At 70.0% G+C, this 26,683-nt stretch carries 23 protein-coding genes; 14 read left to right on the top strand and 9 right to left on the bottom strand.

What is annotated here, in order from left to right:
• Positions 1 to 83: 83 nt before the first annotated feature.
• A complete protein-coding gene (locus ACWEV3_RS10165; RefSeq protein WP_452613532.1) occupies positions 84 to 3,386 on the top strand; it encodes an arabinosyltransferase domain-containing protein in 3,303 nt (1,100 codons plus the stop codon).
• A gap of 92 nt (positions 3,387 to 3,478) precedes the next feature.
• Here the strand turns inward: ACWEV3_RS10165 and ACWEV3_RS10160 are convergent, their stop codons facing one another.
• Positions 3,479 to 3,994: an LppP/LprE family lipoprotein gene (locus ACWEV3_RS10160; protein WP_452613531.1), complete on the bottom strand. Its 516-nt coding sequence runs from the start codon at positions 3,992 to 3,994 to the stop codon at positions 3,479 to 3,481.
• A gap of 262 nt (positions 3,995 to 4,256) precedes the next feature.
• On the opposite strand from ACWEV3_RS10160, the gene ACWEV3_RS10155 reads away from it, so the two are divergent.
• A complete protein-coding gene (locus ACWEV3_RS10155; RefSeq protein WP_452613530.1) occupies positions 4,257 to 4,517 on the top strand; it encodes a hypothetical protein in 261 nt (86 codons plus the stop codon).
• Positions 4,518 to 4,709: 192 nt separating this feature from the next.
• Here ACWEV3_RS10155 and ACWEV3_RS10150 read toward each other — a convergent pair whose 3' ends face one another.
• Complete coding sequence (locus tag ACWEV3_RS10150; RefSeq protein WP_452613529.1) at positions 4,710 to 5,141, bottom strand: GtrA family protein; 432 nt, start codon at positions 5,139 to 5,141, stop codon at positions 4,710 to 4,712.
• Positions 5,142 to 5,331: 190 nt separating this feature from the next.
• Here ACWEV3_RS10150 and ACWEV3_RS10145 point away from each other — a divergent pair, with 190 nt between their 5' ends.
• The 5 genes from ACWEV3_RS10145 (at position 5,332) to ACWEV3_RS10125 (ending at position 11,536) form a co-directional block, all read left to right on the top strand.
• Entirely contained in the window at positions 5,332 to 6,696 is a 1,365-nt protein-coding gene (locus ACWEV3_RS10145; RefSeq protein WP_452613528.1) for an FAD-binding protein, read from the top strand.
• Complete coding sequence (locus tag ACWEV3_RS10140; protein ID WP_452613527.1) at positions 6,696 to 8,057, top strand: FAD-binding protein; 1,362 nt, start codon at positions 6,696 to 6,698, stop codon at positions 8,055 to 8,057. The genes ACWEV3_RS10145 and ACWEV3_RS10140 overlap by 1 nt, the downstream gene beginning before the upstream one ends.
• The gene (locus tag ACWEV3_RS10135) at positions 8,054 to 8,815 is read left to right on the top strand and encodes a decaprenylphospho-beta-D-erythro-pentofuranosid-2-ulose 2-reductase (RefSeq protein ID WP_452613526.1); all 762 of its coding nucleotides are present in this window, start codon (positions 8,054 to 8,056) and stop codon (positions 8,813 to 8,815) included. Before ACWEV3_RS10140 ends, ACWEV3_RS10135 begins: the two co-directional genes overlap by 4 nt.
• A 271-nt stretch (positions 8,816 to 9,086) precedes the next feature.
• The gene (locus ACWEV3_RS10130; RefSeq protein WP_452613525.1) at positions 9,087 to 9,917 is read left to right on the top strand and encodes a hypothetical protein; all 831 of its coding nucleotides are present in this window, start codon (positions 9,087 to 9,089) and stop codon (positions 9,915 to 9,917) included.
• Between the two features lie 317 nt (positions 9,918 to 10,234).
• Complete coding sequence (locus tag ACWEV3_RS10125) at positions 10,235 to 11,536, top strand: hypothetical protein (protein WP_452613524.1); 1,302 nt, start codon at positions 10,235 to 10,237, stop codon at positions 11,534 to 11,536.
• 184 nt (positions 11,537 to 11,720) lie between these two features.
• Here the strand turns inward: ACWEV3_RS10125 and ACWEV3_RS10120 are convergent, their stop codons facing one another.
• On the bottom strand, positions 11,721 to 13,196 hold the full coding sequence (locus ACWEV3_RS10120) for a hypothetical protein (protein WP_452613523.1): 1,476 nt from the start codon (positions 13,194 to 13,196) through the stop codon (positions 11,721 to 11,723).
• 187 nt (positions 13,197 to 13,383) lie between these two features.
• On the opposite strand from ACWEV3_RS10120, the gene ACWEV3_RS10115 reads away from it, so the two are divergent.
• From ACWEV3_RS10115 to ACWEV3_RS10090, 6 genes are all read left to right on the top strand, one after another.
• On the top strand, positions 13,384 to 16,557 hold the full coding sequence (locus ACWEV3_RS10115; protein ID WP_452613522.1) for an arabinosyltransferase domain-containing protein: 3,174 nt from the start codon (positions 13,384 to 13,386) through the stop codon (positions 16,555 to 16,557).
• Between the two features lie 367 nt (positions 16,558 to 16,924).
• Positions 16,925 to 17,938 carry a glycosyltransferase gene (locus ACWEV3_RS10110; RefSeq protein ID WP_452613521.1) on the top strand — a complete coding sequence of 338 codons (1,014 nt, stop codon included), beginning with the start codon at positions 16,925 to 16,927 and terminating at the stop codon, positions 17,936 to 17,938.
• Entirely contained in the window at positions 17,925 to 18,332 is a 408-nt protein-coding gene (locus ACWEV3_RS10105; protein WP_363899998.1) for a GtrA family protein, read from the top strand. The genes ACWEV3_RS10110 and ACWEV3_RS10105 overlap by 14 nt, the downstream gene beginning before the upstream one ends.
• A complete protein-coding gene (locus ACWEV3_RS10100) occupies positions 18,329 to 19,597 on the top strand; it encodes an NAD(P)/FAD-dependent oxidoreductase (protein ID WP_452613520.1) in 1,269 nt (422 codons plus the stop codon). The genes ACWEV3_RS10105 and ACWEV3_RS10100 overlap by 4 nt, the downstream gene beginning before the upstream one ends.
• Positions 19,598 to 19,695: 98 nt before the next feature.
• On the top strand, positions 19,696 to 19,848 hold the full coding sequence (locus tag ACWEV3_RS10095; protein ID WP_452613519.1) for a hypothetical protein: 153 nt from the start codon (positions 19,696 to 19,698) through the stop codon (positions 19,846 to 19,848).
• A 137-nt stretch (positions 19,849 to 19,985) separates the two neighbouring features.
• Positions 19,986 to 20,255 (top strand): hypothetical protein, encoded by a 270-nt coding sequence (locus ACWEV3_RS10090; RefSeq protein ID WP_452613518.1) that lies wholly within the window; start codon positions 19,986 to 19,988, stop codon positions 20,253 to 20,255.
• Between the two features lie 20 nt (positions 20,256 to 20,275).
• Here the strand turns inward: ACWEV3_RS10090 and ACWEV3_RS10085 are convergent, their stop codons facing one another.
• The gene (locus ACWEV3_RS10085; RefSeq protein WP_452613517.1) at positions 20,276 to 21,040 is read right to left on the bottom strand and encodes an SDR family NAD(P)-dependent oxidoreductase; all 765 of its coding nucleotides are present in this window, start codon (positions 21,038 to 21,040) and stop codon (positions 20,276 to 20,278) included.
• A 20-nt stretch (positions 21,041 to 21,060) separates the two neighbouring features.
• Positions 21,061 to 21,831: an SDR family oxidoreductase gene (locus ACWEV3_RS10080; protein ID WP_452613516.1), complete on the bottom strand. Its 771-nt coding sequence runs from the start codon at positions 21,829 to 21,831 to the stop codon at positions 21,061 to 21,063.
• A gap of 100 nt (positions 21,832 to 21,931) precedes the next feature.
• On the opposite strand from ACWEV3_RS10080, the gene ACWEV3_RS10075 reads away from it, so the two are divergent.
• Positions 21,932 to 22,756 (top strand): helix-turn-helix transcriptional regulator, encoded by an 825-nt coding sequence (locus ACWEV3_RS10075; protein WP_452613515.1) that lies wholly within the window; start codon positions 21,932 to 21,934, stop codon positions 22,754 to 22,756.
• A gap of 41 nt (positions 22,757 to 22,797) precedes the next feature.
• Here ACWEV3_RS10075 and ACWEV3_RS10070 read toward each other — a convergent pair whose 3' ends face one another.
• The 4 genes from ACWEV3_RS10070 to ACWEV3_RS10055 all read right to left on the bottom strand — a co-directional run bounded on the left by ACWEV3_RS10070 (position 22,798) and on the right by ACWEV3_RS10055 (position 26,670).
• On the bottom strand, positions 22,798 to 23,016 hold the full coding sequence (locus ACWEV3_RS10070) for a hypothetical protein (protein ID WP_452613514.1): 219 nt from the start codon (positions 23,014 to 23,016) through the stop codon (positions 22,798 to 22,800).
• A gap of 7 nt (positions 23,017 to 23,023) precedes the next feature.
• Positions 23,024 to 24,610 (bottom strand): alkaline phosphatase D family protein, encoded by a 1,587-nt coding sequence (locus tag ACWEV3_RS10065; protein WP_452613513.1) that lies wholly within the window; start codon positions 24,608 to 24,610, stop codon positions 23,024 to 23,026.
• 190 nt (positions 24,611 to 24,800) lie between these two features.
• Entirely contained in the window at positions 24,801 to 25,817 is a 1,017-nt protein-coding gene (locus ACWEV3_RS10060; RefSeq protein ID WP_452613711.1) for a decaprenyl-phosphate phosphoribosyltransferase, read from the bottom strand.
• Positions 25,818 to 26,097: 280 nt separating this feature from the next.
• A complete protein-coding gene (locus ACWEV3_RS10055) occupies positions 26,098 to 26,670 on the bottom strand; it encodes a phosphatase PAP2 family protein (protein WP_397527406.1) in 573 nt (190 codons plus the stop codon).
• Positions 26,671 to 26,683: the final 13 nt, after the last annotated feature.

Below are 26,683 nucleotides of genomic sequence, written 5' to 3'. Positions count from 1 at the left end.
TCACGGCACCGGCCCAAGTGGTGGTTCGCACACCGGCGGAATGCCGCGAAGGGGCTCGTACCAGCGGCTACTATCCTCCATCCGTGCTCAGTGGCCAGGAAGAAAGCCGCCGAACGGACGATGCTTCGGCGCAATCCGAGACCGAACGCCGGCAACCCTCCGCCAAGCGGCTGAAGCTGTTCGCGTCGATCTTCGGGCTGCTCGGCACGGTGCTCGCACTGGCGGTGCCGTTCCTCCCCGTCAACTACAACATCACGACGCTGAAGTGGCCGACGGCGGAAGGCACCAAGTCGGTGTCGGCCCCGTTGGTGAGCTACTCGCCGGTGTGGCTGAACGCCGAGGTGCCGTGCGCCGCCGTGCGCAGCCTGGACGCCCGCACCAACGGTCCGGCAACGGTGCTGAGCACGAACCCGCCGACGTCGGATTACGGCAAGCTGACCGGCCTCACGCTGCAGGTCGACAACGGCCACCTGACGATGCTGACCAAGGGCCAGCAGGTGGGCACGGTGCCGCTGCCCGACGGCGACTGCTCGTTCTCGCTGCACTCCGACGCGTACGGCACCACGGCCAGCGTCGGCGACGAGTCGCTGGCGAACCTGCGCGGCGACCAGCGCCCGCAGCTGACCGGCATCTACTCCGGGCTCAACGACGGCATCGACGACGTGCGCGGCCTGTCCTTCGAGGCCCGCGTCGACAACCGCTACGAGAGCCAGGCGACCACGATCAAGGGCGTCGCGATGGTGCTCGCGGTGCTGGCGTTCATCGGCTCCGTGGTCTGCCTGCGGCGGCTGGACGTGCGCGCCGGCCGGCGCCCGCCGAAGTGGGCCCCCGCCGGTTGGTGGAAGCCGACGTTCCGCGACGCCTCGGTGATCGGCGCGCTGGTCGTCTGGTGGGTCATCGGCGCGATGACCTCGGACGACGGCTACATCCTGACCATCGCGCGGGCGCGCGAGAGCTTCGGCTACGTCAGCAACTACTTCCGCTGGTTCGGCGTACCCGAGGCGCCGTTCGGCTGGTTCTACGAGCTGTACTCGCTGTGGGTGCAGGTCTCGACGGCGACGCCGTGGGTGCGGCTGCCCGCGCTGCTGATGGGCATCGTCAGCTGGTTGCTGATCAGCCGCGAGGTGCTGCCGCGGCTCGGCCAGCAGGTGCGGCGCAGCAACGCCGCGGGCTGGGCCGCCGCCGCGGTGTTCCTGGCGTTCTGGCTGCCCTACAACAACGGCCTGCGGCCCGAGCCCGTCGTGGTGCTGTTCTCGCTGCTGGCGCTGTGCTCGGTCGAGCGCGCCGTGGCGACCGGCCGGCTGATGCCCGCCGCGCTGGGCCTGGTCGTCGCGGCCCTGTCGGTCGGGGCGAACCCGCACGGCATGGTGTCCGTGCTGCCGTTCGTGGCGGCGCTGAAGCCGCTGTTCCGGCTGGTCCGCAAGCGGGCCCAGGAGTTCGGCTGGTTGCCGGTGCTGGCGCCGATCGCGGCCTCCGGGTTCGTGATCCTGACGCTGGTGTTCTCCGACCAGACCTGGCAGTCGGTCATGGACGCCACGAAGCTGCGCACCGAACTCGGCCCGAGCCAGAGCTGGTACGAGGAGCTCAGCCGCTACAACCTGCTGTTCAGCCAGACGCCGGACGGCTCGCTGACCCGCCGGTTCCCGGTGCTGCTGGTGATGCTCTGCCTGGCCACCTGCGCCGTGGTGCTGCTGCGGCGCGGCCGAATCCGGGGCGCGGCGCTCGGCCCGAGCCGGCGACTGCTCGCGGTCACCGCGCTGTCCTTCGTGGTGCTGGTCCTGACCCCCACCAAGTGGTCCCACCACTTCGGCATCTTCGCCGCCTTCGGCGGGGCCCTGGCGGCGCTGACCGCGCTGGCCACCAGCAGCACCGTGCTGCGCTCCCGCCGAAACCGAGCGGGCTTCCTCGCGATGCTCATGGTGATCCTGGCCTTTGCGACCACCGGTCCGAACGCCTGGTGGTACGTCTCCGGCTGGGGCGTGCCGTGGTTCAACATGCCGCCGGAGATCAGCGACTACAAGCTGAGCACGATCTTCCTCGTCGTCGCCGGGATCGCGCTGATCGTGGCGTTCATAGAGCACCTACGCATCGACGAGAACAACCCGAAGGTCGTCGACGAGCGCTTCGGGCGGGAGGAGAAGCGCAGCCGCGCTCTGCGGCTGGGCACCGCGCCGCTGTCGATCCTGTGCGCGCTGCTGGTGCTCTTCGAGCTCGCCAACTTCGGCAAGGTCATCCAGAAGCAGTGGGGCAGCTACAGCCTCGGCTCGGACAACATCAAGCAGATCGTCGGCTCCAGCTGCGGCCTGTCCGACTACGTCTACGTGGAGACCAATCCCCAGTCCGGCATGCTGCGGGTGTCCGGCGAGCAGCCGGGCACCGCGGCGCCGTCGGAGGACCAGGACATCGGCATCCCGCCGAAGCGGCTGGAGGGCAAGGAGGACGCCGACCAGTACATGCGGGCCAAGATGGTCGGCTTCAACCGGCCCGGCCTGCCGCCCGACGACGGCGCCGGCATGCAGGAGAACGACTGGAAGCCGCCGCACCAGTTCGGCAACGACAACGCGCCGGTGTGGGGCAGCTACGACGCGGCCGGCCTCGGCACCGGCGAGCTGCGCACCCAGTGGTACGACCTGCCGGAGCGGGCGAAGACCGGTGAGGTGCCGGTGGTGCTCTCGCTGGCGGGCGCGGAGCTGGGCGCGAACTCGGTGGCGCTGGAGTTCGGCCACGACACCGACGCCGGTTTCCTGATCACCGAGCGCAAGTACGTGGTGCAGCAGCCCGGCCCGGCGTGGCGGGACTTCCGGTTCACCGTCGGCGGCAAGTCCGAGGGCGCCACCAAGATGCGCGTGGTGGCCACCGACAACTCGCTGGGCCCGAACGGCTGGGTCGCGGTGAGCGCGCCGCGGGCGCCGCAGCTGGTGAACATGACCGACTTCGTCCGGGACCAGCCGACGTTCGTGGAGTGGACGGCCGCGCTGGTGCACCCGTGCCTGCAGCTGCCGGGCGTGCACAACGGCATCGCCGAGATCCCGAAGTTCCGGGTGGCGGCCGGGGCCGAGGTGCGCGACATCGGGCAGGGCTGGTCGTCGCCGGACGCGGGCGGGCCGTTCGGCTGGCTCAACGTGTCGACCAGCATGCGCGAGCTGCCGACGTACCTGAAGAACAACATCCACCGGGACTGGGGCTCGCTGTACGCGGTCGACCCGTACGAGCCGGACGCGCTGCCCGCGCAGGCGGCGATGGACGTGCACCAGGAAACCCATTGGGGCACCTGGACGCCGGGCCCGCTGTCGAAGACGGTCCACCTGCCGGGAGACGTCCCGAGCAGCGACGACCGCAACGACGTGAAGGCCTTCGAGCCCCCGGAGGAAGAACCCGAGCAGTAGGGGCTTCCCCGTGCGGGGTCCCTGGAGAAGCACCAGCCTTCGGCCGCGCGCCGAAGGCTGGTGCTTTCCGGTTCCGGGCTCAGCCCGGGTGATCAGTAGTCACCGGGGTAGTTCGGTTCGAAGCCGACCGGCGGCTGGGCGTCGAGCTGCCCGTTCTGCACCGTGATCGTGTGCTGCGTCGGCGTGCCGCTCGGGCAGCAGCTCGGATCGCCGGCGGCGTACACCGGGAACTCCACCCGCACCGCCTTGCCGTCCTGCGACAGGATCTTCACCAGGCCGACGTCCACCCGGTGCACCAACTGCTGCCCGTCGAAGAAGAAGACCGCCTGGCAGCGGCCGTTGGCGCTGCCCGTGCAGATCGCGTGGATCGCCCGGATCGGCCCGCTGAGCTGGCCTTCCGGCGGATCCGGGGTGAACCCCTGCCCCTCGATCAGCGCCAGCGCCGCGGCGAGGTCGAAGGGGTCGGGCGCCGGGGCGGGCTGCGCCGTCGTAGGGGTCGGCGACGCGGTCGGTGCGGGCTGATCGGCCGGAGCCGACGGCGGCGCACCGCACCCGACGAGCAGAGCGGCGAGCAGGGGCAACGCCCCGACGAGATGACGACGACGCATCACAGAAGAACCTCCACGTTCGCAGGCGAACGACCGCCCACGCCTATCCCGTTCGACGCAGGCACCGGAAATCGGTTCCGCCCGGCCGAAGCGGGTACGCCGTGAGCGAAAAGCACCGGTGGGACCGGGTTCTCGAGTCCGCTCAGGGTGAAATCGGGTGTTCGGGCACGGGGATTCGTGGTCGGCTGGGGCGTGGAAGCCCTCGCGCTGCGGGGAAACTCCGCCTCGGCGGTCGTCGGGGCGGCTGCGATTGGGAGATCCGATGCCCGAGACACGCCCCGGACTCGTGCTGCACCTCGCCGGAGCCAGCCAGCCGCTGCACATCGCGCTCGAACCGGCCGAGGCCGACGCGCTCCGCGACGTGCTCGCCGACCTGATGGCCAACGGCAGCACTAAGTCGCTCACCACCGCCGACGGCGGCCGCTTCGCGGTGAACTTCGCGCACGTGGCGACGGCGCACTTCGAAGGGACCCGCTCCGACGCCTACGGTGCCCCGGCCCGCGGCACCGGCTTCCGCAACTGACACCGCCGCCGGGCGCTGGCTGGTCTCCCCAGTTTCAATTGAAACTGCGGAACAACGGCGTGTCGCACCACGACACGCCGGTGTCTGTGGACAACTCCCGCAATTTCAATGGAAATCGAACCTCTGATTTCCATTGAAATTGCGGACCACCGGGGAACCGGAGCACCGGGGAACCGGGGCCGTGACGTGGCGTCAGTCGCGGAAGATGAGCACCTTGAGCATGATGAAGTTGATCAAGGTGCCGAGGCCCTGTGCGATGACCCAGAAGAGCGTGAACTGCCAGGGTTCCTGCGCGTCGAACACCATCACCAGGGCCTGGTTGGAGCCCATGTTCACGAAGAACGTGATGGCGTAGAGCAGGGCGAATGCGCCCGCCTTGGCCCTGGTGTTTCCGGTGTTCGCGCCCTGGAAGGTGAACTTCCGGTTGATCAGGTACGACGCAGTCGTGCCGAAGATGAACGAGATCGACTTCGACAACCACACCGGCCAACCTGCGAGACCGAGCAGCAGCGAGTAGGTGCCGAAGTCGATGATGGCGCAGAAGCCACCGATCGCCACGAAGCGGATCAGCTGGCTTACGACGCCTAGGCGCTTCTGTTCGGTCTGGGCTGCGGGTTCGGCCACGGCCACTGGTTCACCTCGGGATCCGACGACAGGGCATTCGGTACCTGGGGCACCCGGCTGGACGCCGAAGACGTGGGAGATCGAACTCCGCGAACGTCCCAGAAGAGTGTAGCGATGACGCATCGCACACCGCCGGGGACCGGATGTACCCGCCCGTATCGGCCGCTCCAGCGCGGATAGACTCGGCTGGGTGGGATCGGTAAAGGACGAGCTTCAGACGCTGACCGGCTGGGGGCGCACCGCGCCCACCAGGGCGCACGTCGTCAGCACCCCGGACGTCGAGGCGATCGCCAGGGCGGTCCGCGAGGCCGGTGAGCGCGGCGTCATCGCGCGCGGCCTGGGCCGCAGCTACGGCGACCCGTCGCAGAACGCGGGCGGCACCGTCATCGACATGACCGCCCTCGACCGGGTGCACCAGATCGACGTCGACAACGCGATCGTCGTCGTCGACGCGGGCGTGTCGTTGGACACGCTGATGCGCCGGCTGCTGCCACACGGCCTGTGGATCCCGGTGCTGCCGGGCACCCGCCAGGTCACCATCGGCGGCGCCATCGGCTCGGACATCCACGGCAAGAACCACCACTCGCAGGGCTCGTTCGGCAGCCACGTGCTGTCGCTGGACCTGCTCACCGCCGACGGCGAGGTCCGCACGCTGACCCCGGACGGCGAGGGCGCCGAGCTGTTCTGGGCCACGGTCGGCGGCATGGGCCTGACCGGCATCATCACCAGGGCGACGATCAAGCTCAAGCGCGTCGAGACCGCGTACTTCCTGGTCGACAACGTGCAGACGAAGAACCTCGACGAGCTGATCGAGCACTTCACCGACGGCTCCGACGACAACTACGTCTACTCGGTCGCCTGGTTCGACTCGCTGGCCCGCGGCGACAAGCTGGGCCGCGCGCTGCTGACCCGCGGCAACTCGGCCCGGATCGAGGACCTGCCGAAGAAGCTGCGCAAGGATCCGCTGAAGTTCAACGCGCCGCAGCTGATGACCGCCCCGCCGATCTTCCCCAACGGCCTGGTGAACAAGTTCACCATCACCGCGTTCAACGAGGTCTGGTACCGCAAGGCACCGACGAAGTTCGGCCTCGTGCAGAACATCACCCAGTTCTTCCACCCGCTGGACCTCGTCGGCGAGTGGAACCGGGTCTACGGCTCGAACGGCTTCCTGCAGTACCAGTTCATGGTGCCCTTCGGGCAGGAAGCGATGTTCCGCCGCTCGATCGACAAGATCAGCTCGTCCGGCCACGTGTCGTTCCTGAACGTGCTCAAGACCTTCGGCGAGGGCAACCAGGCGCCGATGTCGTTCCCGCGCAAGGGCTGGACGCTGACCGTCGACATCCCGATCACGCCGGGCCTGGACCGGTTGTGCCGGGAGCTCGACGAGATGGTGCTGAACGCGGGCGGCCGGTTGTACCTGGCCAAGGAGTCCCGCACGTCGGCCGAGATGATCGAGCAGATGTACCCGCGGATCGAGGAGTGGCGGAAGATCCGCGCCTCGGTCGACCCGGAGGGCATCTTCCGCTCCGACCTCTCCCGGAGGCTCAGTCTCTGATGACCGCGTTCGAAACCAAGGAACTCTTCGGCTGGGGCCGCACCGCGCCGACTCGGGCTCGCGTGCTGAGCACCACCGACGTCGGGAAGATCGCCGAGGCGGTGCGCACGGCCGACGAGCGCGGCGTCCTCGCCCGCGGCCTGGGCCGCAGCTACGGCGACGTCGCGCAGAACGCCGGTGGCGTGGTCGTCGACATGACCCGGCTGAACCGGATCCACGACATCGACCCGGACACCGCGATCGTGGACGTGGACGCCGGCGTCAGCCTGGACCAGCTGATGAAGGCGGCGCTGCCGCACGGCCTGTGGGTCCCGGTGCTGCCGGGCACCCGGCAGGTGACCATCGGCGGCGCGATCGCCAACGACATCCACGGCAAGAACCACCACAGCGCGGGCAGCTTCGGCAACCACGTGCTGTCGATGGACCTGATCACCGCGGACGGGCAGGTCCGGACGGTGACGCCGGACGGCGACGAGTCGGACCTGTTCTGGGCGACCGTGGCGGGCATCGGCCTCACCGGCATCATCACCCGGGCCAAGATCAAGATGACCCGGACCGAGACCGCGTACTTCGTGGCCGACCTCGAGCGCACCGACAACCTCGACGAGACGTTGGAGCTGGTCAGCAACGGTTCCGAGGACAAGTACACGTACTCCTCGGGCTGGTTCGACGCCATCTCCACTGGCCCCAAGCTGGGCCGCGCCGCGTTCAGCCGCGGCTCGCTGGCCAAGCTGGACGAGCTGCCGCCGAAGCTGCGCGCGGACCCGCTGAAGTTCGACGCGCCCAAGCTGGCGACGCTGCCCGACGTGTTCCCCAACGGGCTGGCCAACAAGCTGACCTTCAGCGCGCTCGGCGAGGCGTGGTTCCGCAAGTCGCCCAAGCGCAAGCTCGGCGTGGTGGAGAACCTGACCGCCTTCTACCACCCGCTGGACATGTTCGGCGAGTGGAACCGTGCCTACGGTTCCAAGGGCTTCCTCCAGTACCAGTTCAGCACGCCGCTGAACGCGCACGAGGACCTGCGCCGGATCCTGCTGCGGATCGCGCACTCCGGGCACTACTCGTTCCTCAACGTCTTCAAGCAGATGGGCGAGGGCAACCGGGCGCCGCTGTCGTTCCCGCACCCCGGCTGGATGGTCTGCGTCGACTTCCCGATCAAGCCGGGCCTCTCCCGCCTGTGCTCCGATCTCGACGAGATGGTGCTCGGCATCGGCGGTCGGCTCTACACCGCGAAGGACTCGCGGACCACGGCGGAGACGTTCCACCAGATGTATCCGCGAGTCGACGAGTTCCGCAAGATTCGCCAATCCGTTGACCCCGAAGGCATTTTCGCTTCAGACATGAGCCGGAGGCTTGAGCTGTGATCGACGCCGTTGGAAACCCCCAGTCCCTGCTCGTGCTCGGCGGCACCTCCGACATCGCCTTGGCGACGGCGCGGAAGTACGCCGAGCAGCGCCCGTTGCGCATCATCCTCGCGGACCGCCCGGAGGAGCAGGCGCGCTTGGACGAGGCCGCCGAGCAGCTGCGCAAGACCGGCAGCACGGTGTCGATCCTGACGTTCGACGCGCGCAAGCCGGAGACGCACGCCGAGGTCATCGACAAGGCCTTCGCCGACGGAGACGTCGACGTCACGCTGATCGCCTTCGGCATCCAGGGCGACAACGAGAAGGGCTGGACCGATGTCGAGGCGGCCCGCGCGGTGGCCGACATCAACTACCTGGCCCCGGTGTCGCTGGGCGTGCTGCTGGCCGAGAAGCTGCGCAAGCAGGGCCACGGCAACGTCGCGGTGATGTCCTCCCCCGCCGGTGAGCGCGCGCGGCGGTCGAACTTCGTCTACGGCTCCTCGAAGGCCGGCCTGGACGTGTTCTTCTCCGGCCTGGGCTACGCGCTGGAGGAGCACGGCGTCAAGGTGACCGTCGTGCGGCCGAACTTCACGCACACCAAGCTCACCGAGGGCATGAAGGCCGCCCCGATGGCGAACACCCCGGAAAGCGTCGCCGAGGTGATCGTGAACGGCGTCCGCAAGGGCAGCCCGCTGGTGTACGCCCCCGCGCAGTTCCGGTTCGTGATGTCGATCCTGCGGCACGTGCCGCGCGCCATCTTCCGCCGCCTGCCGATCTGATCGGTTTTCCACGGGGCCGCCGGGGCAACGCCTCGGCGGCCCTTCGGCATTGCGGGAGCGTTGGGTGGCACGGGGATTCGGCTTCCGCAGTGGGCCGTCCGAGTGAAACCGCAGCATTCGGGGGAAGGGAGGCCCCTGCGATTCCGAGGGTTATCCCGCGCATTCCCCGTTGTGCGCGAAAGCAGGGTGGCCGTCGTGAAGAATCGGGAATCAGCACGGGTGCGCACCACGATGGCACCGCCAACCCGATTCCGCGCCGCACGGGGGCGAGATGTCCGCCGAACAACCGAGACACTCCCGCGAGATCAAGCCCGATCACGTGATCCTGGCGTTCCGCGTGATCGCGCACCTGGTCTTCCCGTGGCTCGCCGCCAGGTTCGTGTACAAACCGCGCGTCGGGCGGCAACGACGGGACCGCGTGCTGGATCGGCTGGCGTTCTGGCGGTCGGCGGTCGGCCTGCTCGTCGTGCTGGTGACGACCAACGCCTACCTCTCGCCGTTCATGGTCTTGGGCGACAACTACGCCAAGGCGTTGCGCACCGCGGCATTCGCCATGCTGGCCGCGCCGCTGCCGTTCCTGGTACTGCTCGCCGTGACCCGATCCGGGTACCGCTACGAACTCCTCCCGGGCGGCCGGCGCATGTTGGGTCGAGGGGCGCTCGCACTGGCAGTATTCGCGCTGCCGCTGGCCTTGCTCTTCGCCACCGGCGGCGGCAGATACGAGGTCACCACGCTGGCCGGGCTGCTCGTCGCGTTGATCGTGGTGGCCGTGATCGGCTGGTACGCGGCCTTCTGCCTCTGCACGCTCTACTGGGCCGCTCGCACCAGCTTCTGGATCAGCGAGATCCACCCGCTGCTAGCACCGGTCGCCTCGTCGTTCTTCGTGCTGCTGATCGCCGGGCAGGAGCTCATCAGCCTCGACACCAAGGGCGTGCCCGCTCAGCTGTGGCTCGGGCTGAACCTCTGCGGGGTGGCCTCGACGTTGGTGCTCTCCGTCTTCGAGTACCGGCACGCCTGGTTGACCGGTTACCGGTTCCGCGGTGGACCGCGGCCGGTGGCCGCGCCAGCGCACCTGGATGGAACGGAGCCGGCCGGACGGTAACGATAGGCGCAGAAATTTCGCTCCGGAGGCAACGTTTCGAGGTGCTCCGGCGATCATCGATGTGACGGCGCTGTTAAGGCGTTCCGTCCGATATGTGACTTCCCGACGCGCTTCGCGCAGAGGAAGCGCGGATGCCCGGCGAAGTGGGGTTCATCGGGTGCCCGTGTCCGTGGGTCCTCCACCTGCCCATAACGTCTGGAGGACCCACGGAACGCACCGATTCTGCCCGTCGGTCCGTTCAGGGGAAAACCGCGATTCCGGGCAACCTGCGGGGGTCTTTCGGCGATCACCAGATGACCTGACCGAAAGGGTTGCGAGTGAACGTCAAACGACTCGTGGCGGCCGTGGCCGCCACCGCAGCGATCACCGGGCTGGCCACCGCCGCGCCGGCGGTCGCGCAGACCGAACCGACGACCTCGGCGCCGAGCACGTCCGCCGAGGTCCCGAGCGAGCCGACCGCCTCGGCACCCGTCGAGCCGACCACGTCCGCACCTGTCGAGCCGACGACTTCCGCGCCGTCCGAGCGGACGACATCGGCTCCTGCTGAGCCGACGACCTCGGCGCCGGGCGAAGCCGATCCGGGCGAGGGCGCGATCCAGCAGCGCTACGAATCGATGTCCGCCGAGGAGAAGGCGCAGGTCGGCGCGCCCGCCGGCCAGGAGGTCGTCGAGGACGAGGGCCTGCGCTGGCAGGACTTCGAGAACGCCCGCTTCTACTGGACTCCCGACACCGACGTGACGGTCGTGCGCGGGATGATCTACCTGGGGTTCCTGGAACGCGGCGGGCACGACGCGCTGGGCGTGCCGATCACCGACGAGCTGGCCAGCAGCGGCGGCGGCCGGTACAGCGACTTCCTGACCCGCGACGGCGTGATCCACTCGGCCATCTACTGGTCGACGCGCACCGGGGGGCACCTGGTCGTGGGCCCGATCCTGGAGCACTTCCGCGAGCTCGGCGAGGACGCCCGCTTCGGCTACCCGGCGACCGACACGCGGCTCACGCCGGACGGTTTCGGCGCCTACAACCACTTCCTGACGCCGAACGCCCAGCACGAGGACGCGTCGATCTACTGGACGCAGCCGTCCGGGGCGAACGCGGTGCAGGGCGCGATCCGGGAGAAGTGGGCGGCCACCGGCTGGGAGCGCGGCCCGCTGGGTTTCCCGGTCACCGACGAACTGTCCACACCGGACGGTGTGGGGCGCTACAACCGGTTCAACGGCGACGGCACCTTCCCGGCCGGGATCGTGTGGAGCCCGCAGACCGGCGCGCACTCGGTGCAGGGCGTGATCGCGCAGCGCTACATCGAGCTGAGCGGCCCGGCGGGCGTGCTCGGCTACCCGACCACCGATGAGCTCGGCACGCCCGACGGGCGGGGCCGCTTCAACCACTTCACCGGCACCGGCGGGGCGTCGATCTACTGGACGCCGCAGACCGGCGCGCACGAGGTGTACGGCGGCATCCGCGCCCGCTGGTCGCAGCTCGGCTGGGAACGCTCCTACCTGGGCTATCCGGTGACGGGCGAGCACGACGTCCCGCAGGGCCGGGCGAGCGAGTTCGAGCACGGCTTCATCGAGTGGCACCGCGACTCCGGCGCGGTCGTCGATATCCCGAAGGGCTGAGCAGGGGCGGGCAACCGGGGATCGGCGGGGCGATTTCCGGTTGCCCGCACGCGTGCTCGACTTCGAGACCACCATTCCGACGTGCCGTGCGGGTGGCGATTTCGCGCAAAATCGCCATTCACAGGCGTGAGGAACGGCGATTTCGCGCGAAATCGTCGTTCTGGCGCGGACGACGTGACCGGTGTCAGCGGGGTTCGAGGACCAGGTGGGCGTGTTCCGCCCAGGTCGAGCCGATGTCCCAGCGCGGGTCCGGGCCCGGGCCGGGTTCGCGGCGGAGGACCACGTCGATCGGGCGCGGTTCGGTCGGGGTGAAGTGGCGGTAGTTGAACTCCAGCAGCGCGCGGACGAACGGCGTCGCGTCGGCCAGCCGCTGCTCGATCTGCGGCGCGAGGTAACCGCGGTCGGAGAAGGTGTCGACGATCGCGCAGTCGCAGAAGTACGCGAGCGCGCCGATCTCGCCCGGACTGGTGACCGTGCGGTCGCCGACGAGGCGCCCGAGGTCGGTGCCGATCCGCTCGTACTCGGCCGCCGTCGCCCAGTTCGTCATGATCGCCGCCTCGCGCCACGGCAGGCCGTGCTGGGCGGCGAACCAGAGCTGCGCCGCGAGCACCGCGCACCCGGCCAACCCCGCCAACGACCACCGGGCCGCAACCGCGCCGATGCCTCCGGCCAGCAACAACGACAGGCCGATCAGGCTCGGCGCGTAGTACCAGTGGTACGGCGGAACGCCCATGAGCGTGTAGACGTAGTAGTGCGCGACCGCGCCGAGCCCGATCAGCGCCCACGGCCACAGCGGCACGGCGCGGCGGAACGCCCGCAGCACGCACGCGATCGGTAAGCACACCAGGCCGAGCACGGCCGGGATCAGCGAAACCACCACGGCCGTCGGGAAAACCCCGTGGTAGAGCTCCAGGCCGTTGCTGAAGTCCCAGTCGCCCCAGGACTTCTGCAGCTGCTTGATCACCAGCGTGTCCGGCACGGCCGAGCCGAAGTACAGCCAGCTGAACGCGAACCACGGCACCACGATCGCCGCGGCCGCCGACAACCAGCGCCACCAGCCGCGCCACAGGCCCGGCCGGCCGATCAGCACCACCAGCACGAACACGCCGAGGTCCAGCCGAGTCAGGGCGAGCAGCCCGGCGGCGACGCCGAACAGCACCGGTCGGCGTTGCACCGCCGCCAGCAGCAGCACGCCGAGCAGCGCCGAGGCGAGCGTCATCTCCAGGCCCACCGTCGAGAGCACCAGCGGATTCGCCGCCACCAGCAGCGCCCCCACAGCTCCCGTCCAACCGGGGAAACCACTGGTCCGCGCCGCGCTGCGGAGCGACACCGCGAGCAGGACGTTGGCCAGCACGAACACCACGCCCAGCGCCACGACCGGCTGCCGCACCACCTCCGTGACCGCGGCGAGCACCAGCACGTTCAGCGGCGCGGTCGCGGAATTCGAGACTTCGGCGCCGATCAGTCCCCAGTGGCCGTGGAACGCCAGGTTCCGGGCATAGCTCAGCGTGATGTAGCTGTCGTCGATGAGTGCGCTGTGGACGACCCAGAACAGCGCGCCGGCCACGACGCCGACCACCAGCGGCATCCATAACCAGCCCGCGGACCGAGTCCGCTCCCGCTGTTCCTCCGCGATCGCAACTTCCGCAACGCCCACCATGTGCCCGCTCCTGTCTGTCCGACAGGTGCACGCCGGAGCGGGGCGACGGGTTGCCCGCCGCGGGCAACCTGCGCGGCGCCCCGATCGTCAATCGGCTGGACGAATTCGGCGCGCCGCCGCCATGCGTCGCGCGCCGCGTTGGCCAGGATTGAGCAGGCGAGGAAGATTCCGATCTGCGAGGTGCGCGGTGAAGTACTTGAGCAGTCCGGCACAGCTCGATCCGCCGGCCGAGCCGCAGACCGGCGGAACAGGTGCCGACCGCCCGCGGCGCTCCCGCGCAGGCCTGTGGGTGGTGCACCTCCTGGCGTGCTGCATCGGCATCGTCGGGCTCGGCTGCGCGCTCGCGCTGCCGTTCGCGCCCGTCTGGGTGGATCGCACCGAGGTGAGCTGGCCGGCCGCCGAGGCCCGGTCCACCACGGCGTTCTTCGCGCCCTACCGGCCCGCGTCGTTCGACGCGTCCGTGCCGTGCCCGGTGCTGCGCGCCGCGCTCGACCGGCCGGGGCGGACGACCGTGCTGACCACCCTGCCGCCGGGCAGCGACCGCGAAGGCCTGGTCCTGACCACCCGCGACGGGAAGCCGGAGCTCGTCCTCGACCAGCACCAGGTTCCGCTGCCGCCCGGCACCTGCGAGCTGTCGATCCACGCGGACTCGACGCGTTCCGCGGTGACCGCGGGCGGCCGCCCGCCGATCGTGCTGCCCGGCATGGCGGCGCCGGAGATCTTCACCTTCGCCACCGACCTCGAACCCGAGGAGCTCGCCGGGATCTCGGTCACCGCGCGCACCTTCTCCTGGTTCGACACCTCGCCGACCGACATCAAGAGCGCCCTGATCACGACCGCGCTGGTGCTCGCGCTCGTGTCGCTGGCCCTGCTGTTCGTCCACGCCCCGCCCGCCCTCGGTCGGATCCGCGTGTCGCCGCTGCTCCTACCGGTCGACGCGCTGGTCGCGGCGGTGCTGGCGGGCTGGCTGGTGATCGGGCCGCTCACCGACGACGACGGCTTCGCGATGATGACCGTCCGCAACTACGACGACGCCGGCGACATCGGCAACTACTACCGCTGGTTCAACGCCTCCGAGACGCCGTTCACGCTGGTCCAGCACCTGATGCGGTGGGTGTCGGAGGAGAGCCTCGCGCCCGCCTGGCTGCGCGTGCCCAGCGCGATCGCCGGGCTGCTGACCTGGCTCGTCGTCAGCCGCGGCATCGTCCTGCCGGTGTGCCGGGGCACCCGGCGCCTGCCGCTGCACCTGCTCACCGCGGTGTTCTTCCTAGCCTGCTGGCTGCCGTTCGGGCTGGGCATCCGGCCGGAGCCGTTCGTCGCGCTGGGCACGTCCGCGCTGGTCGCGGCGCTGCTGAAGATGGGCCGGACGCGCGCGCCGCACTTCTGGCTGGGCGTCGCCGCGCTGATCGCCGGGCTGACGGTGTCCGTCACGCCGACCGGCGTGAGCGCGCTGCTCACCGTGCTCGTGTTCGCGCCGCGCATCTGGCGGGTGCTCGCGCAGCGCGGCGCACTGCCGCGGTGGGTCAGCCTGCCCACGCGCGTCGTGCTGCTCGGCTGCGTGGGCGCGGTCGGCCTGGTGGCGATGTTCGCCGATTCGACGCTCAACGGCGTCCGGAGCGCGACCGCGATCCACGACGAGTTCGGGCCGAGCCTCGGCTGGTACCAGGAGATCGACCGGTACGCGAACCTGCTGGGCACCAACATCTGGGGCACCGCCACCAAGCGGCTGGTCGTGCTCCTCGTGGTGGCCGGCGTGCTGATCGCGGCGGCGTGCGCGATGCGCCAGGTGCACCGCTGGACCGAGCTGCCCGACCTGCCGATGGTGCTCGGCTCCGTCGTCGCGGTCCTGGTCGCGATGTGGTTGACGCCGTCGAAGTGGACCCACCACTTCGGTGCGCTCGCCGGGGTCGGCTCGGCGCTGCTCGCGGTGACCGTCGTGCTGCTGGGGCGGATCGGCAGGATAGAGCGGGCCAGGCGCGAGGCGCGGCTGGTCGGCGTGTTCGGCGGGATCGCCGCATCGGTGGCCGCGGCCCTGGCGTTCATGGGGCCGAACGTGTGGCCGATGCAGTCCGACCTGGCGATGCCGTGGTCCGACACGCCCGTCCGGCCGGGCCTGCCGCTGGACAGCCCGGCGCTCTGGCTCGCCACCGGCGCGTCCGTCGGCGTGCTCGCCTTCTGCTTCGTCCGGATCCGCGCGAGGCTGTCGCGGCCCACCCCTCGCGGTCTCATGTGGACGGTCATGCCGATGTCGGTGCTCGGGTCGGCGGCGCTGGCTTCGGTGGCGGTGCTGATCGGATCGTTCATCACCGCGCCGCAGACGATGGGCGACCGCTTCTCCATCGCGCGGATGAACTCGCAGAGCATCCGGGGCAGCAACTGCGGGCTGGAGAACGAGATCGAGGCGCTGCCGATCGCCGAACGGCTCGCGCCGATCGCCGGGACCGCCGACCTCGACGGTTTCACCTCGGCCGGTGGGCCGCCGCAGGAGCCCGACCTGCGCGAAGAGCACCCCGGCGAGCCGCTGCTGGCGAAGCGGCCCGACGACCCGAAGGCCCCCGAGGGCGAGGTGGCGACGACGGCGGCGAGCCAGTTCGCCTGGACCAGCACGGCGGGCGGGCCGCAGACGACCGGCTCGCTGACCTCGGCCTGGTTCGGCCTGCCCGGCCTCACCGCCGACCAGACGCTGTCGGTGTGGGTGTCCGGCCGGCCCGAGCAGGGCAACTCGCTGGCCCTGGAGTTCGGCACCGCGGCGGGGACGGTGGCGACGCGCGAGCTGCGCGATCCGCCGCCCACCGAGCTGCCGTTCGACGACCCGCGCCACGGCAGGCCGATCGACTGGCGGAACTTCCGCGACTGGCGGCTGCTCACCGTCGAGCCCGGGCAGATCCCGGCCGGGGCCGACCGGATCCGGGTGCTCGCCGAGGACCGCACCACCGACCAGCAGGGCTGGCTGACGGTCAGCGGCCCGGCGGTGCGGGACGTGGTGCCGCTGCGGCAGGCGCTCGCGCAGCGGGAACCGGTGCTGATCGACTGGACGATGAGCTTCGTGTTCCCCTGCCTGTCCGACTACCCGCGGGTGTCGCACGGCGTCGCCGGCGCCCCGCGGATGCTGATCACGCCGCCCCTCGGCGAGGGCTCGATGGCGTTCGGGCCCGACATCGGCGGCGTGTTCGCCGGGGTTCCGATGCTCTCCCAGCGCTACGAGCTGCCCAGCCGCCTGCGCGACGCCCCCGGCAACACCTGGGGCCACGTCCTCTACGCCCGCTACCCGATCGAACGCGACGCGTACGCGACGACGCAGCACCGCGAGCGGATCGGCGGCGCCGCAGGCGATCCGGCCTACCCCTTCGAGGAGCACTGACCGTTTCAGCTGGTCAGGCCCCGGGAGCCGTCGATCACGATCACTCCAATGGCATCGACACCGCCCGATCGGGCGCATCGTTTCGGCGCGCCGGGCTGCGTCGAGGCCGTTACCCTTGCGGCGGTTTTCGCACCGTGATCGGCGCAGGATCACTGGGGGTAGCGGTGGCGATCTCGATCTGCTCGTCTCTCCGGCCGGCCGACGGCAATTCCACCGAAGCGCCCGTGAGCGGGCCGTCCGAGACCGGAAGAACCCTCGACTACGCCGAACGTGACCACCTGATCGGGGTGGATTACCCGTTGCAGGGCAACGACCTCGGCGCGCGGAGCGTTCCTGTTCCACGGTGGGGTTGGCGAGGGGAGTGACCATGGCCGACACGATGCACCAGCGGGTCCGGGTTCCGGTCCCGCAACAGCGGCGGAGAGCCACCGGCGAGGGCGCGCCGCCGCTGATCTCGTACGTGCTGCCGGTCTACAACGAGGTCGCGGGCATCAAGCGGTTCCACGAGGAGCTCACCGCGGCCACCGCCACCCGGGCCGAGTTCGACTACGAGTTCGTCTACGTCAACGACGGCTCCTCGGACGGTTCGCTGGGCGTCCTGAAGGACGTCGCCAAGAACGACCCGCGGGTGCGAGTGGTGGACTTCGCCCGCAACTTCGGCCACCAGATCGCCATCACCGCCGGGCTGGACCACGCGGGCGGCGACGCGGTGATCGTGATGGACACCGACCTGCAGGACCCGCCGCAGGTCAGCCTGGAGCTGATCGACGCGTGGCTGGACGGCGCGGAGATCGTGTCCGCCCGGCGGCGCACCCGCCGCGACACGCCGTTCAAGCGCGCCACCGCGCACACCTACTACCGGGTGCTGCGGCGCTGCGCCGAGGTGGACATCCCGGTCGACACCGGCGACTTCCGGCTGCTCGACCGGCGGGCCGCCGAGGAGCTGCGGGGCTTCCGGGAGCGCAGCCGGTTCATCCGCGGCATGGTCGCGTCGATGGGCTTCGAGCAGCAGGAGGTGCTGTTCGACCGCGACGAGCGGGTGGCGGGCGAGACCAAGTACCCGATGCGCAAGATGCTGCGGCTGGCGGCCGACGGGGTCACCAGCTTCTCCACGGTGCCGCTCAAGCTGATCACCCGGATCGGCTTCATCACCCTGGTCCTGGCGATGCTCGGCATCGTCTACGCGGTGGCGCTGCGGCTGTTCTTCCCCGCGATCACCGTCTCCGGGTGGACCATGCTGATGGTCGCGATGCTGTTCCTCGGCGGGCTGCAGATGGTGTCGCTGGGCGTCATCGGCAGCTACGTCGGCCGGATCTACCACGAGGTGCAGCAGCGCCCCCTCTACATCGTGCGGAACGTGATATCGCATGACGAAGACTGAGCACGTCGAGGCCCGCGACCGGCTGATCAGCCGGTCGCTGCTGCTGTACGCGGTGATCGGCGCGAGCGGCGTGCTGCTGGACTACCTGCTGTTCCTGCTGCTGTTCAACGCGGCCGGGCTGCACGAGCAGCTCGCGAACGCGATCAGCACGACGGCCGGGATCACCAACAACTTCGTGCTCAACACGCTGTTCAACTTCCGCAAGCGGGACCGGATCGCGGTTCGGTTCCTGCGGTTCTACGCCGTCGGCGTCGCCGGGATCGGCCTGACGTTCGTGCTGCTCCAGGTGTTCTCCGGCTGGCTGGGCATCGACCCGAACCTGGTCAAGGCCGGTTCGCTGCCGGTTGTGCTGATCTTCCAGTACTCGATCAACAAGAAGTGGAGCTTCGGATGAGGGTGGGCATCGTCGGGGCGGGCGCGACCGGGCTGACCGCGGCGTTCGACGCGGTGAAGGCCGGGCACGAAGTGACGGTGCTGGAGGCGTCGGCGGAGCTGGGCGGGCTGGCGGCGTCGATCGAGGTCGGCGGGACGCCGCTGGAGCGCTTCTACCACCACAGCTTCCGGACCGACCGCGCGATGATCGAGCTCGTCGAGGAGCTCGGGCTCGGGCACCTGCTGCGCTTCCACCGGCCCAGCACCGGCGTGTACGTCGACGGGGAGCTGCACGACTTCGGCACGCCGCAGGAGATGCTGCGGTTCCCGAAGTTCTCGCTGCTGGACCGGTTCCGCTTCGGGGCGTCCTCGGCGGCGCTGAAGTTCGTCCGGAACGGACAGCGGTTCAACTCGGTGCTGGCGCTGGACTGGATGCGCCGCTGGGCCGGGCCGCGGGTCACCGAGAAGATCTGGGAACCGCTGCTGACCGGCAAGTTCGGCGGCCACGCGGAGCAGATCTCGATGGCCTGGCTGTGGGCGCGGATCCACTACCGCACCTTCGAACTCGGTTACGTGCACGGCGGTTTCGAGCGGGTGTACCGGGCGCTGCTGGACGCGGTGACCGAGCGCGGCGGGAAGGTCGAGTTCGGCAAGCCGGTCGAGACGATCCGCCAGCCCGGGGCGACGGTGCTGGTGGGCGCCCGGGACGGCAGCAGCTACGAGTTCGACCGGCTGATCGTGACGGTCCCGCAGCCGGTGTTCGCGAAGGCGGCGGGCATCGACGCCGACAACGTGCTGTGGCAGAACCAGTACCTCGGCGCGACCTGCTTCATCCTGGAGTGCGACCGCAGCGTCATCCCGCACTACTGGCTGAACATCAACGACACCGCGTTCCCGTTCCTGGCGGTCGTCGAGCACACGAACATGGTCGACCGCAGCGAGTACGGCGGCCGGCACGTCGTGTACGTCGGCAACTACGTACCGCGCGAAGACTGGCGGTTCACCACCGATCCGGCCGAGCTGCTGGAGCGCTACATCCCGTGGCTGCGCAAGCTGAACCCGGACTTCGACCGCTCCTGGATCCTGGACTGGCACTTCTCCAAGGCGGGCTTCGCCCAACCGATCGTGACGCCGCAGTACCGCGCCCTGATCCCGGGCCACCGGACGACGATGCCGGGAGTGACCCTGGCGACGATGTCCCAGATCTACCCCCAGGACCGAGGCCAGTCCTACGCCATCGCAATGGCCCACGAGGTAACCCGCCACCTCGGCCTCAACCACGGCTGACGGCCGGGCGCAGGACACCCCTCCACCTGTCGATCGCCAGAACGCACGTCCGTTGGCACCAACTTCCCCGACGTCACTCGTTCATCGTCACCGGAAGGGTGCCCAACGACTCGGACCCGACCGCACCGCACGCCGAGGACATCCTGCTGACCTACCACTCGAACGACCGCAAGGACGTGCCGCTCACCTCGATGCTGAACCGCCCGGACGCTCAGCCGGAGGACCGATGGTTCGCCCTGCACACGTTCTGATCTGGAGTTCGGTCTGCCTCGCTGTCGCTGCCGCCGTTGTGGTGCTGGCGCCGGCAGACTTCGGGGATCCGGGGCGGCGCCCGGCGCGGCCGGGCGCCGTCGGTGGGGCAACTCCCGGCGAAACAGCGCAGCGCTACGTGGCTGCTCTGAACGGACGGGACCGCGACACCCTGCTTCGTCTGTCCGTTGTGGACACCTCGGCGGCCCGGAGCAACGTCGCGGACCGCTTGCTGCGGGACGGCGGTCGCAACATCCGGATCGACACCGTCGCGGTGCATCCCGGCGTGGCGAACTACCAGGCCACCGCCGACATCGCCGGTGACGCGTCCGGCAACTCCTACCGCGCCAGGCTCGAACTGACCGAACGCGACGACGCCTGGCTGATCATCTACACGCACGAGACCTGAACGGTGGCGGGCGGGGGCGCTTACTGGGCGGTGAATCCGCCGTCCACGGCGATGAGGGCGCCGGTGATGAAGCTCGCCGCGTCGGAGACGAGGAATGCGACCGTCTCGGCCACTTCTTCGGGGCGTCCGATGCGGCCGATCGGGTGCGCTCCGCCGAAGGAGGCGAGCATCTCGCGTCCGTTCGCCACGACGCCTTCCATGATGTCGGTGTCGATCACCCCGGGGAGCACCGCGTTGGAGCGGATTCCCTTGCGGCCGCCTTCGATCGCGAGCACGCGGGTGATCTGGGCCAGGGCTCCCTTCGACGCGGCGTAAGCGGTCTGGGTCTCGAAGGCGACGACCGACGAGACCGACGCGATCGAGACGATGGCTCCGCCTCCGGCCGCTTCCATCGCGCGGAACGCCTCGCGTGCCTGCACGAAGTTGCCGCGCGCGTTGACGCGGAGGATGGCCTCGAAGTCCTCCACGGTGGTCTCGGTGATCGGCTTGTTCAGGGTTCGGCCCGCGTTGTTGACGAGGATGTCGAGCCGTCCGAACCGATCGGCGGCCAACTTCATGGTCTCTCGCGCGAGCTCCTCGTCGGCGACGTCGCCGACGAGCGCGGCCACGTGGTCCGGGTCGGTCGCGGCGAGCTCCTCGACGGCCTCGCAGCGGTCGGTGACGACCAGGCGGGCGCCGCGCTCGCGCAGCAGCAGGGCGGTGGCGCGGCCGATGCCGCGAGCGGCTCCGGTGATGACCGCGACGCGGCCGGTGAGGTCCCAAGCGGTGGGGAGAGCGGTGGTCATGGATTCCTTCTCGTGATGGGTCAGCGTTGCCGGGCCGGGCGGACGACGATCTCGTTCACGTCGACGTCGCGCGGCTGGTCCAGGGCGTACGACACGGCTCCGGCGATGGCGTCCGCGCCGATCGCGTGCGCGCGGTAGGTGCGCATCGCCTCGGCCGCGCCGCTCTCGGTGATGGAGTCCGCGAGTTCGGAGGCGACCACCCCGGGAGAGATGGTCGTGACACGGATCGTGGGGTCTGACTCCTGGCGCAGCCCCTCGGTGATCGCCCAGGCCGCGTACTTCGTGCCGGAGTACACGGCGCTGGTGGGCACGACCTGGTGGGCTCCGATGCTCGCGATCGTCACGAAGTGGCCCGATCCCTGAGCCGTGAAGTGCGGCAGGGCGGCGGCGATCCCGTGCAGGAGGCCGCGGACGTTCACGTCGACCATCCGGTCCCACTCGTCGACCAGCAGGCTGTCCAGCCGCGACAGCGGCATGACGCCGGCGTTGTTGACGAGGACGTCGATGCGCCCGAACCGTTCGCGGGCCAGCGCGACGAATGCTTCGACGTCGGCCCGGTCCGTGACGTCCAGCCGCACCGGGTGGAGGCTGCCGCCCGAACTGCGGGCCGTCTGCTCGGTGCGCTCGGCCAGCGCCTGCAGCCGGTCTTCCCGGCGTGCACCCGCGACCACGTGGTGGCCTCGGTTGAGCAAGCGGGACGCGATGGCCTCGCCGATCCCGCTGCTGGCACCGGTGACGAGCACGACCTTGCCCTCGGCAGGATCGCGGTCCGGTGACTCGTTGGTGGACATGCCACGACGATGGCCGTCGCGGCATCCCGGTGGGAGGGCGCTGTCTTCATGGGAGCGCTGCACCCACGACATCGCCTGGCGCGGCCTTTACGCTGCTGGCGTGGCACGATCCGAACTCGGGGCCTACCTCAGCGACCGGCGGGCGCAGCTCGGCCCGGACGAGGTGAACCTCGCCAGCACCGGGCCCCGCCGGGTCCCCGGCCTGCGGCGCGAGGAAGTCGCCCTGCTGGCAGGCATGAGCGTCGACTACTACATCCGCTTGGAGCAGGGGCGGGAGCGAACGCCCTCGGCGCAGGTCGTCGACGCCCTGGCCGTCGCTCTCCGGCTCGGCGAAGACGGCCGCCAGCACCTGTTCCGCCTGGCCGGGCTCAGCCCGCGCGACCGGGTCGCCGCGGTGCCCGACCGCGTCGACCCGAGCCTGTTGACCCTCATGTCGGCCTGGCCGAACAACCCGGCCATCGTCTACAACCGGGCCTACGACGTGCTGGCGTCCAACGCGATCGCGGACGCGCTCTTCCACGACTGGACGCACTCGCGCAACCTGATGCACGTCGTGTTCACCGACGCGGCGGCGCGGACGTTCTACCGGGACTGGTACGAAGTCGCCCGCAACTCCGTCGCCGGCTTCCGCCTCGGCCACGGCAAAGCCCCGGACGACCCGCGGATCCAGCAGGTGCTCGGGGAGCTGCTGGCCGAGAGCCCCGAGTTCGCGGAGCTGTGGCGCAGCCACGACGCTCGCGGCAAGGCGCTGGAGCGCAAGCGCTTCGAGCATCGCGACGTCGGAGAGCTGACGCTGACCATGCAGACCTTCGACGTTCGATCCAGCCCTGGGCAGGAGCTCGTCGTGTACCACGCCGAGCCGGGCTCGCCGAGCAGCGAAGCCCTCACCCTGCTCGGCACGCTCGCCGCCACCCAACGCGGCTGACGAAGAAGGGTGCAGGATCGGTTTGCGTGCCTCGCCCAGTTTCAATTGAAACTGGGCTCCTCCGGCGTGTCGGGCCACGACACGCCGGAACCTGTGGACAACTCCCGCAATTTCAATGGAAATCGGACCTCTGATTTCCATTGAAATTGCGGCATCACCCGGCCGGCGGCGTTCGCGTTGCCTTGATGCGCGGCGACGGGCATCAGACGCCTGAGCCGGCTGGTGAAGGTGGCGCGCAGCTCGGTGGAACTGCGCGCCACCTCCGGATCAGGCCTTGTTGAGGCCGGGTTTGCCGTCTTCGACCACGAACGACGCCAGGGTTTCCACCGGGGCGCCCGGCTTCGAGACGTACGGGACCACCCGGTAGTCCGCCCGCAGCTCGCCCGCCGTGAACTTCGTCCGGATGTAGCCCCGCTGGTTGTTGTACAGGCGGACGTGCGGGTTCTCCGCCAGGTAGCCCTTCTCCTTGTTCGTCAGGTTCGGCGAGCCGTCGCCGCCGCTGGTGATCGACGTGGTCGTCAGCTCCGTGCCGACGACCTCGTCGCCGTCGTGGATGTCGTTGGCCCAGTTGGTGTGCACGTCACCGGTGAGCACCACCGGGTTCCGGGTCTTCGCCTGCTCCCAGCCCTTGATGACGCGGGTCCGCGAGCCGACGTAGCCGTCCCAGGCGTCCGGGTTGTAGGCCTTGTCCGGGCCGTTGAGGTAGTCGATCTCGGCGAACATGACCTGCTGGCCGAGCACGTCCCACTTGGCGTTGGAGCTGCGCAGGCCGTGCAGCAGCCAGCGCTCCTGCTCGGCGCCGGTGAGGCTGCGCTTCGGATCCAGCCGGGCCGGGTCCTGGGTCGGGAACTTGTCGCCGCCGACCTGGTCGTCGCGGTACTGCCGGGTGTCGAGCATGTGGAACGTCGCCAACCGTCCCCATTGGACGCGGCGGTGCAGCCGGAGGTCGATGCCGTGCGGGATCTGCGCGCGGCGCAGCGGCATGTTCTCGTAGTAGGCCTGGAAGGCGGCCTTGCGGCGCTCCAGGAAGTTCGGCTGCGGGATCTCCGGCTTCTCGGGGATCTCGTCGGCCCAGTTGTTGTCCACCTCGTGGTCGTCCCACACCACGACCCACGGGGCCACCGCGTGCGCCTGCTGCAGGTCCGGGTCGGCCTTGTACTGGGCGTGGCGCTGCCGGTAGTTGGCCAGCGTCTCGGTCTCCGGTCCGGCGTGATCGCGCGGGTTGCCGCCCGGCGCGACGTAGACGCCGGCCTTGTACTCGTACTGGTAGTCGCCGAGGTGCAGCACCAGGTCGGGGTGCTCCTCGGCGAGGTGCCGGTAGGCGGTGAAGTAGCCGTGCTCGTACTGCGCGCAGGACGCGAACGCCATCGACAGGCTGGTCAGCGCGCCCGGCAGCGGCGCGGTGCGGGTGCGGCCGGTCGGCGAGAGCGAGCCCTCGGCGCGGAAGCGGTAGAAGTACTCGCGGTCCGGGCGCAGCCCGAACAGCTCGACGTGCACGCTGTGCCCCAGCTCCGGCGCGGCCTGCGCCTCGCCGCGCTGCACGACGCGCTTGAAGCTCTCGTCCTCGGCGACCTCCCACTGCACCGGGAAGGTCCGGTTCGGCATGCCGCCCATGCCGTCCTCGGCCAGCGGGTTCACCGCCAGGCGGGTCCACAGCACGACACCGTCGGGCGCGGGGTCGCCGGACGCGACGCCGAGCGCGAAGACCTCGCCCCGCCGGGCGACGCCGGCACCCGGCTGCGCGACCGCCGGCAACGTGGCCACAGTGGACAGTGCGGCGGCACCCGCCAAGGTACCGCCGAGCAACACGCTGCGCCGCGAGACGCCGGTGGGTTCAGACAAGACGACCTCCATCGTTCGGGAAACGCCCCAACTCTCGCCCCGAACGATGAAGGCACCCTGCCCACCGGGTGATCAGCAAATGAACAACCAACGCCTCACCGCGACAGGATCAACGGTCGACCGGGCGAGCCACGTGGTGGACGCCGAAATGCAGCGGCGCCCCCGGCCTGGTTCGGTCGGGGGCACCGCTGTGTTCGTCTTCTTACAGGTAGAACGCCAGGAAGAGGCAGCCGGCGAGGATCACGCCGAGGACCATCAGGACCTTGTCCTTCAGGACCACTTCCTCCGGCTCCCCGGCCACGCCCTTGTCGATGTCCACCGCGTACCGCAGGATCGCGACCACCATCGGGATGATCGAGATCAGACCCCAGCGGGACGCCTCGTCCTCCTGGATGGCGTACGCCCACAGGGCGTAGCACATGATCGTGATCGCCGCCGCGATCGCCCACACGAACCGCAGGTACGACGGCGAGTAGGCCTTCAGCGACTTGCGGATCTTCGCGCCGGTCTCCGCCGCCAGCTTCACCTCGGCGTAGCGCTTGCCCGCCACCATGAACAGCGAACCGAACGCCACGATCAGGTAGAACCACTGCGTGATGACCAGGTGCGCGGCGGCACCACCGGCGATGGCGCGCAGCAGGAAGCCCGACGCCACGATGCACAGGTCGATCACCGGCTGGTGCTTCAGGCCGAAGCAGTAGCCCAGCTGCACGGCGATGTAGACCGCCATCACCGCGAACAGCTGCATGCTGGTCACGGCCGAGATCAGCAGCGAGCCGCCGAGCAGCAGCACGCACACCACGTACGCGATCGGCACCGGGATCAGGCCGGCGGCGATCGGGCGGTTCCGCTTGGTCGGGTGCTGCCGGTCCGCCTCGACGTCGATCGCGTCGTTGACGAAGTAGATGCCGGACGCCGCCATCGAGAACACGATGAACGCGACGACCGAGTGCCACAGCACGCCCGGGTTGAGGATCTCGCCCGCCGCGAACGGCACGGCCAGCACCAGGACGTTCTTCACCCACTGCTTGGGGCGCAGTTCCTTGATCAGGCCGGTGACCAGGCCCGCCGTGGTGCCCGCCTTCGCGGTCACCTTCGCGTGGTAGGCGTCCGAGGACTTGTCCTTGATGTCATCGGACTTGACCGGAGCGGCCTCCAGCACCTCGTCGCCGAACTCGGCGCCGATCGTGCCGTCCGCGTCCGCCTCGACCTCGGCCAGCTTGGCCTTCGCGGCCTTGCCGTCATCGGACTCGTCCGCACCAGACTTGCCGTCATCGGACTTGTCGCTGCCGATCGTGCCGTCCGCGTCCGCCTCGACCTCGGCCGGCTCGGCCTTCGCGGCCTTGCCGTCATCGGACTCGTCCGCACCGGACTCGTCGGTGCCGGGCTTCTCGACGCCGGTCAGCAGCGCGTCGCCGACGGCGGCACCGTTGCTGCCTTCCGCGTCGGCCTCGGCCGAGGCATCGGGCTTCCCGGTGTCGACCTCGGTTTCGTTCTTGTCAGCCACGGTTCCTCCGCCGTCTCATGAATCGCCGAACGCCCCACGCCACGGCACCGCCGAGCGCCGAACCGGCGACCACATCGCTCGGATAATGAACCCCCAGGACAAGCCGGCTGACCATCATCGGCGGCACCAGCACCGGGGTCAGCTTCTTGCCCGTCATCCCGCCGTAGAGCACCGCGGCGGCCGTCGTGGACGTCGCGTGCGAGGACGGGAAGCTCAGCTTGCTCGGCGTGCCCACGAGCACCTGCACCTCGGGGTCGGCGGGCCGCCGGCGCCGCACCACCCGCTTCACCGCGATCGACGCCGCGTGCGCGGCGGCGACCCCGGCGGCGGCGGTCAGCCACTCGCCGCGGCGCTTGCGGTCCACCAGCGCGCCGACCGCGCCGATGGCCAGCCAGCCGCCGGCGTGCTCGCCGAACAGCGACATCGCCCGCGCGGTCTTCACCACCGCCGGCTTCGCCAGCGCGCCCTGCACCTTGCGCAGCGCGACGGTCTCGGGGGTGACCGCCGCCGCCGATGCCTCTTCAGCGAGTTCTTCGGGGGCGGTCGCCGTCGTCAGCTCTGCCACATCGTCTCCGGGT

Source organism: Saccharopolyspora sp. NPDC003752 (assembly GCF_053605825.1).
Note: the sequence above shows the minus strand (reverse complement) of the source record. Positions and strands in the feature narration are given on the sequence as shown.

Bases quoted from the DNA above. Each gene is read 5' to 3' on its own strand.
- ACWEV3_RS10160 (WP_452613531.1), bottom strand. From the start codon at position 3,994: ATGCGTCGTCGTCATCTCGTCGGGGCGTTGCCCCTGCTCGCCGCTCTG.
- ACWEV3_RS10155 (WP_452613530.1), top strand. From the start codon at position 4,257: ATGCCCGAGACACGCCCCGGACTCGTGCTGCACCTCGCCGGAGCCAGC.
- ACWEV3_RS10140 (WP_452613527.1), top strand. From the start codon at position 6,696: ATGACCGCGTTCGAAACCAAGGAACTCTTCGGCTGGGGCCGCACCGCG.
- ACWEV3_RS10130 (WP_452613525.1), top strand. From the start codon at position 9,087: ATGTCCGCCGAACAACCGAGACACTCCCGCGAGATCAAGCCCGATCAC.
- ACWEV3_RS10120 (WP_452613523.1), bottom strand. From the start codon at position 13,196: ATGGTGGGCGTTGCGGAAGTTGCGATCGCGGAGGAACAGCGGGAGCGG.
- ACWEV3_RS10110 (WP_452613521.1), top strand. From the start codon at position 16,925: ATGGCCGACACGATGCACCAGCGGGTCCGGGTTCCGGTCCCGCAACAG.
- ACWEV3_RS10105 (WP_363899998.1), top strand. From the start codon at position 17,925: ATGACGAAGACTGAGCACGTCGAGGCCCGCGACCGGCTGATCAGCCGG.
- ACWEV3_RS10100 (WP_452613520.1), top strand. From the start codon at position 18,329: ATGAGGGTGGGCATCGTCGGGGCGGGCGCGACCGGGCTGACCGCGGCG.
- ACWEV3_RS10085 (WP_452613517.1), bottom strand. From the start codon at position 21,040: ATGACCACCGCTCTCCCCACCGCTTGGGACCTCACCGGCCGCGTCGCG.
- ACWEV3_RS10080 (WP_452613516.1), bottom strand. From the start codon at position 21,831: ATGTCCACCAACGAGTCACCGGACCGCGATCCTGCCGAGGGCAAGGTC.
- ACWEV3_RS10065 (WP_452613513.1), bottom strand. From the start codon at position 24,610: ATGGAGGTCGTCTTGTCTGAACCCACCGGCGTCTCGCGGCGCAGCGTG.